12 protein-coding genes are annotated in these 10,701 nt (G+C 59.8%); 3 read left to right on the forward strand and 9 right to left on the reverse strand.

What is annotated here, in order from left to right; genetic code table 11:
- Nucleotides 1-9: 9 nt before the first annotated feature.
- The gene (locus AC07V0_RS11270; protein ID WP_028940992.1) at nt 10-360 is read right to left on the reverse strand and encodes a RidA family protein; all 351 of its coding nucleotides are present in this window, start codon (nt 358-360) and stop codon (nt 10-12) included.
- A 27-nt stretch (nt 361-387) separates the two neighbouring features.
- Nucleotides 388-1,629 carry a D-amino acid dehydrogenase gene (locus AC07V0_RS11275; protein WP_086945815.1) on the reverse strand — a complete coding sequence of 414 codons (1,242 nt, stop codon included), beginning with the start codon at nt 1,627-1,629 and terminating at the stop codon, nt 388-390.
- Between the two features lie 107 nt (nt 1,630-1,736).
- Here AC07V0_RS11275 and AC07V0_RS11280 point away from each other — a divergent pair, with 107 nt between their 5' ends.
- Nucleotides 1,737-2,642, forward strand: coding sequence for a LysR family transcriptional regulator (locus AC07V0_RS11280; RefSeq protein WP_086945816.1), 906 nt, complete (start codon nt 1,737-1,739; stop codon nt 2,640-2,642).
- 388 nt (nt 2,643-3,030) lie between these two features.
- Here AC07V0_RS11280 and AC07V0_RS11285 read toward each other — a convergent pair whose 3' ends face one another.
- The 7 genes from AC07V0_RS11285 to bamJ form a co-directional block, all read right to left on the reverse strand.
- The gene (locus AC07V0_RS11285; RefSeq protein ID WP_086945817.1) at nt 3,031-3,972 is read right to left on the reverse strand and encodes a DHH family phosphoesterase; all 942 of its coding nucleotides are present in this window, start codon (nt 3,970-3,972) and stop codon (nt 3,031-3,033) included.
- Between the two features lie 284 nt (nt 3,973-4,256).
- A complete protein-coding gene (locus AC07V0_RS11290) occupies nt 4,257-4,469 on the reverse strand; it encodes a hypothetical protein (RefSeq protein WP_064619300.1) in 213 nt (70 codons plus the stop codon).
- A gap of 79 nt (nt 4,470-4,548) precedes the next feature.
- On the reverse strand, nt 4,549-4,956 hold the full coding sequence (locus AC07V0_RS11295) for an SEL1-like repeat protein (RefSeq protein ID WP_086945818.1): 408 nt from the start codon (nt 4,954-4,956) through the stop codon (nt 4,549-4,551).
- Nucleotides 4,957-5,328, reverse strand: a complete 372-nt coding sequence (locus tag AC07V0_RS11300) for a hypothetical protein (protein ID WP_007898892.1) — start codon at nt 5,326-5,328, stop codon at nt 4,957-4,959.
- The gene (locus AC07V0_RS11305) at nt 5,325-5,666 is read right to left on the reverse strand and encodes a helix-turn-helix domain-containing protein (RefSeq protein ID WP_026286335.1); all 342 of its coding nucleotides are present in this window, start codon (nt 5,664-5,666) and stop codon (nt 5,325-5,327) included. Before AC07V0_RS11305 ends, AC07V0_RS11300 begins: the two co-directional genes overlap by 4 nt.
- A 112-nt stretch (nt 5,667-5,778) precedes the next feature.
- Nucleotides 5,779-6,234, reverse strand: a complete 456-nt coding sequence (locus tag AC07V0_RS11310; RefSeq protein ID WP_028940036.1) for a YkvA family protein — start codon at nt 6,232-6,234, stop codon at nt 5,779-5,781.
- Between the two features lie 295 nt (nt 6,235-6,529).
- Complete coding sequence (gene bamJ, locus AC07V0_RS11315; RefSeq protein ID WP_018925162.1) at nt 6,530-7,243, reverse strand: BamJ family beta-barrel-assembly machinery protein; 714 nt, start codon at nt 7,241-7,243, stop codon at nt 6,530-6,532.
- Nucleotides 7,244-7,512: 269 nt separating this feature from the next.
- Between bamJ and AC07V0_RS11320 the strand changes: the two genes are divergently transcribed.
- Both AC07V0_RS11320 and AC07V0_RS11325 read left to right on the forward strand, forming a co-directional pair.
- Entirely contained in the window at nt 7,513-9,345 is a 1,833-nt protein-coding gene (locus AC07V0_RS11320) for a di-heme-cytochrome C peroxidase (protein WP_086945883.1), read from the forward strand.
- 3 nt (nt 9,346-9,348) lie between these two features.
- Nucleotides 9,349-10,485, forward strand: coding sequence for a catalase family protein (locus AC07V0_RS11325; protein ID WP_086945819.1), 1,137 nt, complete (start codon nt 9,349-9,351; stop codon nt 10,483-10,485).
- Nucleotides 10,486-10,701: the final 216 nt, after the last annotated feature.

Raw genomic sequence — 10,701 nt, forward strand, 5'->3', positions numbered from 1 at the left:
AGGGTTGGTTTAGCGCCGTGCCGCGATAACGGTTATTTCCACCCGCACCTGCGGACGCGCCAGTTCGGCCTGCAAGGTGGTGCGACTTGGTGCCTGGCCGGGCGACAACCAGGCAGACCAGACGTCATTCATTGCTGCGAAATCTTCGCCGATGTCCTTCAGGTAAATGGTCGCGCTGAGCAGATGATTCTTGTCGCTGCCCGCCTCGGCCAACAATGCGTCGATTTTTTCCAGTACTTGGCTAGTTTGGCCGCCGACATCGGTGGCGTCGCCCGGCACCTGGCCGGAGAGAAACACCAGGTCGCCAAAGGTCACGGCACCGGACAAGCGTGGATTGGGCTGGATACGGTTAATGGTCATCGGGTGGTCCTTTTAAGGAGTAAGCGTTCAAGCCGCACGGGGCGTAAAACCCTGCAGGTCGATGGAGGGGCGGCGCTGGCCGATCAGTTCACTGAGCAATCGAGCACTGGCGCAGGCCAGGGTGAAGCCCAGCGCGCCATGGCCGAGGTTCAGCCACAGGTTGCGATACGCAGTTACGCCCAGCAGCGGCACGCCGCTGGGGGTCGCCGGACGCATGCCGGCCCATTCAATGGCCTGGTCGTAGTCGCCGGCATTGGCGAAAGTATCGCGCGCCTGGCGTTTGATCAGGGCCAGGCGCTTGGGGTCCAGCGACGGATCGAAACCGACAATGTCGACCATCGCCGCCACCCGCAACTGCTCACCGATCCGGGCGTAGACGATCTTGCGGTCGTAGTCGGTGATGCTCAGGTCCGGTGCCCGATGCTGGACGCCGATCGGTACCGTCAGGCTATAACCCTTGAGGGGATACAGCGGCAGGTTGACTCCGGGCAGTGCCAACAACGGACTGCGATGGCCGGCCGCAATGACCAACTGCTCCACCGGCAGCACTTCGTCGCCCAGTTCAATCGCACTCACCGCGCCATGGGCATGGCGAATTCCGGTTACGGCCTGGCCCAGGCGGAACTCGCAACGTCCCGACGCCTGCAAGCGCGCCGCCAGTTGCTGGCAAAAGCCGTGGCAATCACCGACTTCTTCATCCGGGGTATAAATGGCGCCGACAAAGGGCGCCTCCGCCAGCGCCGGGTCCAGACGGGCGCAGTCGGCGTGCGACAGCACCTGTTGTTGCCGGGGGGCGGCAAGGCTGTTGCGGGCATGTTCGAAGCTGCTGGCCTGGCGAAAGGTCACCAGCTTGCCGTTGCGCCGCCAGTGGAATCCGCCCAAGGCATCCTCTTCACGCCAGGTTTGCAAAGTGGACTGGCTCAACAGCGCGAGGCGCAATAGATGGGCCGCGTTGGCGCGGTTGACCGAGGAGCGGCAAGCACCAAGGAAAGATGCCATCCACCGCCACTGCGCAGGATCGAAGCGCGGGCGCAGTTTCAGCGGTGAGTCACCGCGCAGCATCCAGCCAATGGCCTGCAATGGCACACCGGCGTCGGCCAGGGGCGCTACGTAGCGATAGGACAACTGGCCGCCGTTGGCGAAGCTGGTTTCACTGCCCAGCGACTCGCGAGCCTCGACCAGCGTCACGTCAACGCCATCGCGCACCAGTGCGTAAGCCGTTGCCAGGCCAATGACGCCACCGCCGATGATGCATACATGCTGAGCCATGTCAGTCCTTAATCGTTGTTGAGACGAACCCGAGGTTAGAGCCAGGTGACAGGCGTCGAACAATGAATAAAGATGGCTAACCCATAAACAAAGGTTATGGACTTGCCATGCGCCTTCGCCATATCGAGATTTTCCAGGCCATCCGCCAGACCGGCTCGGTCAGCGGTGCCGCGCAGCTGCTGCACGTTTCCCAGCCTGCCGTGACCAAGGTGCTGCAACACGCCGAGCAGCAATTGGGCTTCCCGTTGTTTCTGCGGGTGCGCGGTAAACTGCAGGCCACGCCCGAAGCGCTGGAGCTGGAGCGCGAGGTCGACAAGGTCACGGAGAGCCTGCAAGGGGTGCGACGCCTGGCGCAAAGCCTGCGCCGTGAGCCGGGCCATAGCCTGCGGATCGGTGCGACCCCGGCACTGGCCCTGTCGCTGCTGCCGCCGACCATTCATGAGTGGACCCAGCGTTATCCGGACATCGCTTGCGAGCTGTCCAGCGCCCACAGTCGCGAACTGATGCAGAACCTGCTGATGCGTGAAATTGATGTCGCCCTGACTCTGCAACAGCCTGATCACCCCGCGCTCAAGGCCCAGGCGCTGGCCAGCGGGGTGTTGGTGGCGCTGGCACCGGCAGGTTATTGGCCGCAGGAAGATGAAGGCAAGCCGCTGCCGTTGATGGCCCTGGCCGATGCGCCCTTGATCGGGTTGTCCAGCACCGACCCGCTTTCGGCCCGCCTCGACAGCTACCTCAAGGCGGTAGAGCCGCCGCCACGGGTGAGCATCGCGGTGCAAACCTATTCACTGGCCAGGGCGATGGTCGAATCCGGTGCAGGGCTGGCGGTGATCGACCCCTTCACCGCCCTTGGCGCGTCGCCTGGGGCTACCGCCATTCGTCCCCTGGCCCCGGCGCTGCCGATCACCCTGTACGCAGTGACCCGCACTGCCGAACCGCCGCCGCATACACTGAGCGAGCTGCTGACGATCTTCAGCAGTCGTGCGCAAGGGCAATTGGATTGTTGGCGCTGATTGAGATCTGACCCAGAAACGGGTACATCAAGCCTTCAGTGACGCTTCCGTATCGCAGGGTGGACGATGCTGCGACCGAGAGCTCGGCAGAGTGGCGGGCGAAGCCCCGGGAAGTCAGCGTAGGGTTCTACGCCTACGAGTTGGGGCAGGAGCGGGTGAGCACGCTATACGCGATTTGGCCAGGGGGCCTAACTGCCTGAGTCTTTGAGGAAAAGGGCGTTTGGTAAAACGACAGGACGCTCGATCTCCTCCTTGCAAATCGCGGGGGGAATGTCGAACGTTCGACGGGATACAAGCATCGCTGGAGGTTAGGTTCGATGCGGTATAGTCCATCCGAGCATGCGGTCGACCGGTTGAATCCGCAGCCAAAAGCAGCCCTTCGATGTATCTACAAAACCAGAAACGGTTTACTCACAACAGAAATGCGAGCCAACCCCAACGTCAACAGTTCCTTACGTAGCAGCGAGCGCTCAAGCACAGCCATTCCGGCCTGCCATTCGATCGACAGCAAATGGCTCAACTTTTGTTGGCTGACCAAGGGCTCAGCCAGAAAGTAGCTTTTGCACTCGCGGATGCTGATGACGTTCAACAGCCAGTCTCCACCCTGCGCCGCCAGCCAGTGACCGATCGTTGAACGATGCGTTCGGATCAGCGCACTGGCATCCCACACCGCCATCTGCGCGAAAACCTGCGGCAGGTTGCTATCGGCTTTCAGCCGCTTCGTATCAACCGCCAACGCGCCAATCAGGTCTGACTCGATAGTGGCTTGGCACTCGGAGAAATACCGCTCGGGCCAGTCCGCTTCCAGTTTCGCCCGCCGTGCGAGGACTTCATAAGCCCGGATATCCGATTGGGTGGTCAGCTGCCCTGTGAAATTCAGGGTATTGTCCAGAATTGCCGTGGCCAGCAACACGGCACTTTTTTCGCTGATCAACGGCAACAGCTCTGCCGCTTCCCAACGCTGAAAAATCAGCGTCGCCGCTGCGCCGATCGGCAGGATGTCTGCCGCAGATCCGAGCTTTTGCGCCCAATAGTTTTCAAAGCCTGGGTGATGATCAATGACTTCCACCACCTGTTCAAGAACCACCATCGGGTCGAAATGCTGGTAGTCGGAGACATCCACCAACACGAACTCATCACCCGCTCTCGGCAGATAATCGTCCAGAGATGATTGCCATCCAAGCACGGTCCTGGAGATGCTGGCATTGAGCGGGGCGCTACTGACGGCCCGAGCATCAATGCCTTGGTGATTCAACAGCTCGGCGTACGCAATGCAACAGGCATACGCGTCGATGTCCAGATACGCCGAGCCTGAGGTCACCACCCTCATGACACGTGGGCCACAGCGTGAGCTGCCGAAACCAGTTCCGGGTCGAACGCCATGATCGAGCAATAAGCGGACTCCCGCCTGAAGCAAAGATATCGCTTACAGCATTGCTGGCTGCTCTGACAAAACATCGACATCGGCTGTCCTTAAAATCCATTTTCCATAATTAAAACAGCGCATTAGCGTGCCGAAACATTCTGTTTATGCCCTATTTTCTGCCGACAAGACTCGTATGCTTTCATTGCGAAAACATGACGGAATGGAGGTATTTTGAAGTCATGCGGATGTCAGCGTGCAATGGTGTATGAACCACTGGTATGGATGAGCAACGCTATGAAAGCCACGAAAGGAGCGAACAGCACCAAGCCGCCGACGGCGACTGCCCAGCCCCAGGCAAAACCGCTTTCTCCCTTGAAACGGCCGCCACTCAGCAAGCCAAGCACGTAAACGCCAATCCTATGAGCCAACAGGTTGATTAAGATATCAAAGATGAAATCCATTTCTGATCCCGTGGCTCCTTGTCGGTTTTCTTGAGCGTTCTAGCCGAAAGCAGCCCTTGTGCAATCGAAGAACATCGAATCACTGCTCAGCATCGCCGCCCTCCACCTCTTTCAACTTAATCTCAGCCAACGGATGCCCGGCCTTCAAGGCAATACGCCAAAACCGCGCCGCTTCCACCGGATCCGGCGCCTTGCTCGGCGTCCCCGCGAGGCAGATCACGCCCACCTGATACGCCGCCTTGCCATCCCCTGCCAACGCGGCCAGGCGCAGTAATCGTACGCCTTCCTCGCGAGCCCCAAGACCGACCCCGCGAAAGGTCAGGATGTGGCCGTAGAAGCTCTGGGCGCCGACATCGCCCAGGTTGGCCATGCGCGCGAACTGGCCCTCGAGCCAGCGCCAGCCTCGCGGTTGGCGCACAAACCACGACCAGTGGAACAACCGGCGGGCCAGCCAGTAACCGGCCCGCGCCTTGAGTCGTAGGAACACTCAGGCTTCCGCCGACTCGGGGTACTCGTATTCGAACACCCGCACCACTTCCGAGGCATGCCAGGATGCGGCAGCCACGCCATCGGACGGTCCGGAGAAGCGTCCGAGGCGCTCGACACATTCGAAGAAGCCGGTGCGCGGCAAGCGACTGGCGCCCTGGCTGATCACCAGCGAGCTGCGCAGCGGCTGCTCGGCCCTGGCGTCCAGCGCGGCCAGGTGTTCAAGGGCGGCGGTCAGGGTTTGCATGGCGGGCGTGGGTAGCTGCAATCGCTCCAGCAATGCCCGATAAGTCAGAAGATGGCGCTGACGGCGCGCCTGATCCAGTTCCCCCAGCAATCCGTCCCAATGTTGACGACTGATGCGTACGCTCACGATTCATCCCTCCATCCCGGCACCGTCAATTCCCAGGCGAGGCTGCGGCGAATAGCAGCGTCAGGTTGACGCTCACCGCTTTCGATCAAGGCGAGATATGACGGGCTGATGCCTACCGTGCGGGCAAGCGCCTCAATGGCGATGCCCTTCCCTTCGCGCAAACTGCGTAGTTGATCCAGACCCGGAAGAGTCTGGTCTGATGTGGCCGCGGGACGCACTGTGGCTTCGCGCGGTGGTTGTTCGTTGATGCCTGCTGCTTTCAGTAGAGCCTGATACTGAGCCCATGGCAGAACCGCATATTCTGGTTCGCCTTCGCGTGTAATTATCTGAATATCCATGACTACCCCGTAGGACAACGACACGTAGCGAGTCGGCACTTTTCCCTAGAAGTGTAATCCTAACAGCGGCCAAGGTCGCGGGGGGTATGAATATGGATGATCCTGAATCGGTTCAGTTTTTTTTCGGGCCCTGAAGTTGCAGCTGTTCCGGGGTATCGGGCAGGCGTTCAACCACCGCGAGTTTTTCCGGCGCCTGACGCTTGCGCCAGGCGCGGAAGGCGTTGAGTTCGTCATCGAGGACTTTCATCAACCAGGCCAGCACGGCAATGTCGTCGAGCATGCCGAACACCGGGATGAAATCCGGGATCGCATCCACCGGGCTCAGGAAATACATCAGGCCGGCCACCACCGAAACCATCGCTTTCGGGCTGATGGCCCGGTACTCGCCACGCCAGTAGGCCAGGCAGAGTGCCTGCAACAAGCGCAGATCGTCTTTTAGTTTGCCCAGACGATTACCTTGGCTCGCACCTTTGCTGGCAACCGCGAACAGCAGGGTCGGCAAACGACCACGGGCGAGCAGGCGCCCGGCCATTGGCAGGAAGCGGGCGAAATTCCAGGGCATTTTCATCTTTTCCTCCCACTGAAATGTTATCCACACAAATTGTGGATAACCTTGTGAACAGAGCTGCATTTCACCGCTGGAGGCCCCGTTTCACAAGGGTCTTGCTCAGATCGGGCGTTTTTTACTCACATAAAAAAACCCAAGATTTCATTGACTTGGCGCACCGGTCCGTCTAGCTCGGGCACTCTCACTGGCTATGACTGCAGCGTACCGCATCCGTTCGCTTTGTTTACCTTCACCAAACCCCAGATGCAACAACGCCCCGCATAAGCGAGGCGTTGTTTTTTCGAGCAGACGCGGATTACTTGGCGTCGTCTTGTTTGGCTGGATCCTTGATGCCCAGCAGCTCCAGGTCGAATACCAGCACCGAGTTGGCTGGAATCGCCGGGCTAGGGCTTTGGGCGCCGTAAGCCAGGTCGCTAGGGATGTACAGTTTGTACTTCTCGCCAACGTGCATCAGTTGCAGGCCTTCGACCCAACCCGGAATCACACCGCTGACCGGCAGATCGATCGGGCTGCCGCGCTCGACGGAGCTGTCGAAAACGGTGCCGTTGGTCAGTTTACCGGTGTAGTGAACAGTCACTACGTCGGTCGGCTTAGGCTGCGCGCCATCGGCCTTCTTGACCACTTCGTATTGCAGGCCGGAAGCCGTGGTGACGACACCGGCTTTCTTGCCATTCTCTTCGAGGAATTTCTTGCCGGCGGCTGCCGACTCTTCGCTCATCTTGGCCAAACGCTCTTCGGCACGCTTCTGCAGCGCTGCGAAGGCTTCAACCAGTTCCTCATCCTTCAGTTTCTGTTCTTTCTTGCCGACGGCATCTTCGATGCCTTGGGCTACGGCTTTGGAGTCCAGATCATCCATGCCTTCCTGAGCCAGACTTTTGCCCATGTTCAGGCCAATGCCGTAGGAAGCTTTTTGCGCCGGGGTTTTCAGCTCTACGCTGGTCTGCGAATCACAACCCGCAAGTACCAGGCCAACCAGGGCCACCGCCGCCGCCAACCGATGCTGTTTCATGCTATTTCCTTGTTCATGCGCCTAAAGGGCAATCGAGTAAAGCCGCGAGCTTATCAGGCGGCCACGACCAATGGCTACCGGCATGAGAGCAGGAAACTTCCGATAAGTTCAGGTGTTTAAACGCATTTCGGGATTAGAACGATGAAGCTTCTGTCATCTGGCTCTCACAGCCCCCGATGCCGGTTCCCACAGCCCTTGGCGTAATGGCCTCTTGCCGCACTTCATCAGCTGAGGCATAAGAGAGCTACAAATTGACAAGGATGTTTATCGTGCGCCTCATAATCCGCTTGCTGATTCTGATCGCAGTACTACTGGGGCTGGGCCTCGCCGTGGTGCTGTACTACGTCGCCAACCCGAAATTACCGGCCTGGTCACCGGCGCAACAGGTGCATTACCTGGAGCAATGGAGCGCCGCAGACCGCCAGGCCTACTACTTCACGCCCCAAGGCACCCAAGTCAAAGGCTTGCGCTATGACTGGTTCAACGCGCTCGAACTGCCGTTCTCGCAAAAACGATTCGCCGCTCCCGAATACCTCGCACGCTTTGGTTTTCTGATCGATCCGAGCCAGAAAGCCACGCCAGACAACCCTGGCAACCTGCCCGTCGGTTTCGCCCGTCATCAGAATCCGGGCAGCCAGGAAGAGTTTCTGGACATCACCTGTTCCGCCTGCCACACCGGCGAATTGCGTTTCAACGGCCAGGCCGTGCGCATCGACGGCGGCTCGGCCCAGCATGTGTTGCCGTCCAGCGTCCCGACCCTGCGCGGCGGCAGCTTTGGCCAGGCACTGGTGGCCAGCCTCGCCTCGACTTACTACAACCCGTGGAAATTCGAACGTTTCGCGCGCAATGTCCTGGGCCAGGACTATGACGCCCGGCATCAACAGCTACGCCAGGACTTCAAAAGCTCACTCGATACCTTCTTGAAAGTGGCCTGGAACGATACCCATCGCGGGCTCTACCCCACCGAAGAAGGCCCCGGCCGTACCGACGCCTTCGGGCGCATTGCCAACGCCAGCTTCGGCGACGCCATTTCGCCGGCCAACTACCGCGTGGCCAACGCGCCGGTGGACTACCCGCAACTGTGGGACATGTGGACCTTCGACTGGGTGCAGTGGAACGGTTCGGCGCAGCAACCGATGGCCCGTAACATCGGCGAGGCCCTGGGTGTCGGCGCCACGCTGAATTTCTTCGACGCCAGCGGGCAGCCTCTCAAGGGCGACGACCGCTATCCGTCCAGCGTCCGGGTGCGCGATCTGCACCGGATCGAACAAACCCTGCAACGACTCAAGCCGCCCGTCTGGCCGGAAGCCTTGCTGGGCTCCATCGACAAACCGTTGGCCGCAAAAGGCCGCGCACTATTCGCTGAAAACTGCGCTGGGTGCCACGTCCCCCGCGTCACCCAAAGCGACGGCAGACCGGTGCACCACCTGAACTTACTGCCCGTGGAGGTGATTGGCACAGACCCCGGCGCCGCCAACAATATTGCCGACCATCGCTTCGATCTGTCGGCCTTGAAGTGGGATCCGGCAGAGCTTGCGCAACTGGACGTGCAATTGCATCCAAAACCCACGGAGCCCTTGGATTTGAGCCAGTTGTCAGTGGCCAAGGGGCTGGCCTACGTCACTGCTTTTGTGGGGAACCAGGCCTATCGCGCTGCCAATGTGACACCGGCGGAGCGGCCGAATCTGGACGGTTTCGGCTTGCCTATCGGCGTCCAGGAATTACGCAGCTATAAGGCCCGGCCGCTGGCGGGCGTCTGGGCCACGCCGCCGTTTTTGCACAACGGTTCGGTGCCGAGCATTTATCAACTGCTCTCGCCCCAGGATGAACGCGCAACAACGTTCTATAAGGGCACCTTCGAATACGATCCCAAACACCTGGGCTATCGCACCGAAGCCTTCACCAACGGTTTTGTGTTCGACACGCGTATTACCGGCAATCACAACAGCGGCCACGAATTCCGCGACGGCGAGCGCGGTAATGGCGTGATCGGTCGCCTGCTGCAACCGCAGGAGCGCTGGGCGCTGCTGGAATACCTGAAAGTGTTGGGCGGCCCGGTGGAGTCGCAATTGCCAGACCACCTCATCAGTCAAAAGGATTGACCCATGCTGATCACGCTCTGGCTACGCCTGGGTGCCTTCCTTGGTAAAACCCTGCTGTGGATGTTGGGCTTGGGGGTCCTCGGCTGGGCGCTGACCATGGCATGGCTCGCCTGGCAACATCGCGGCCCGGTATCGGCTGAAGAACTGATTCCGGACGGCGAAGCGGTGATGACCCGGGACATCATCCAGACAGCGGTGCGGATCGTCGATCAACACCGCGAAAGTACTCGCTATCTGCGCGACGCTCACGCCAAGGCCCATGGTTGCGTGAAGGCCGAGGTTCAGGTGCTACCGGATCTGGCGACGGCGTTGCGCCAAGGCGTGTTCAGCGAACCCGGCAAAACCTGGCAAGCGACGATGCGTCTGTCCAACGGCAATGCCTATCCGCAGTTCGACAGCATCCGCGATGCTCGGGGCATGGCGATCAAGTTGTTCGATGTGCCGGGTAAACAGTTGCTGAGTGATCGACAAGGGCGCAACGAGCAGGATTTCGTGATGTTCAACCATCCGAACTTCTTTGTCAGCGATGTCGCCGAGTATCGTCAGAATGTGGCCGCTCAGGCTGACGGCAAAACGATAATGGCGTTCTTCCCGGCTTGGGATCCGCGCACCTGGCAGGTTCGTCATCTGTTTATTGCGCTGGCGACACTCTCCCCTGCCCCGGCAAGTCCGACCCAGACCACCTACTTTTCGGTTTCGCCGTACAAGTTTGGTGAGGCCAACGTCAAATTCCGGGTAATCCCGGATCCGGAGAGCTGCCCGACCTACACGCTGCCCACGCAAAATCAAAACCTGCCGAACTTCCTGCGCAGTGCGCTGAACCAGCAGCTGTCGACTGATCGGGTGCCGGCCTGTTTCGTTTTGCAGATCCAGCGTCAGGATCCGGGCCAATACATGCCGATCGAAGACACCAGCATCGAGTGGCGTGAACGAGACGCGCCCTTCGAAACCGTGGCCAGGATCAAGCTGCCCGCCCAGGATTTCGACACCCCGGCGCTGAACCTGCAATGCGACAACCTGTCGTTCAATCCATGGTTCGGCCTTGAAGCCCATCGGCCGATTGGTGGGATCAACCGGTTGCGCAAAGCGGTGTACGAGGCCGTCAGCGACTATCGACACAGCCGCAACGGCGAACAATAAGTAAGGCAGAAACGAAAAAAGCGACCCGAACAGGTCGCTTTATTCAGTGAATCCGGTAAAAAGCCGAATCCCAGACAGCAAAAAGCCCGCATTAAGCGGGCTTTCTGTGGTGATCTGGCGTTCAGTGTTCCAGATACCGAATATGGCGCAGCGGACGGGACTCGAACCCGCGACCCCCGGCGTGACAGGCCGGTATTCTAACCGACTGAACTACCG

This window comes from Pseudomonas sp. GW821-FHT01E10, assembly GCF_059422365.1.

Bases quoted from the DNA above. Each gene is read 5' to 3' on its own strand.
- AC07V0_RS11285 (WP_086945817.1), bottom strand. From the start codon at position 3,972: ATGAGGGTGGTGACCTCAGGCTCGGCGTATCTGGACATCGACGCGTAT.
- AC07V0_RS11290 (WP_064619300.1), bottom strand. From the start codon at position 4,469: ATGGATTTCATCTTTGATATCTTAATCAACCTGTTGGCTCATAGGATT.
- AC07V0_RS11325 (WP_086945819.1), top strand. From the start codon at position 9,349: ATGCTGATCACGCTCTGGCTACGCCTGGGTGCCTTCCTTGGTAAAACC.
- bamJ (WP_018925162.1), bottom strand. From the start codon at position 7,243: ATGAAACAGCATCGGTTGGCGGCGGCGGTGGCCCTGGTTGGCCTGGTA.
- AC07V0_RS11280 (WP_086945816.1), top strand. From the start codon at position 1,737: ATGCGCCTTCGCCATATCGAGATTTTCCAGGCCATCCGCCAGACCGGC.
- AC07V0_RS11305 (WP_026286335.1), bottom strand. From the start codon at position 5,666: ATGGATATTCAGATAATTACACGCGAAGGCGAACCAGAATATGCGGTT.
- AC07V0_RS11310 (WP_028940036.1), bottom strand. From the start codon at position 6,234: ATGAAAATGCCCTGGAATTTCGCCCGCTTCCTGCCAATGGCCGGGCGC.
- AC07V0_RS11275 (WP_086945815.1), bottom strand. From the start codon at position 1,629: ATGGCTCAGCATGTATGCATCATCGGCGGTGGCGTCATTGGCCTGGCA.
- AC07V0_RS11270 (WP_028940992.1), bottom strand. From the start codon at position 360: ATGACCATTAACCGTATCCAGCCCAATCCACGCTTGTCCGGTGCCGTG.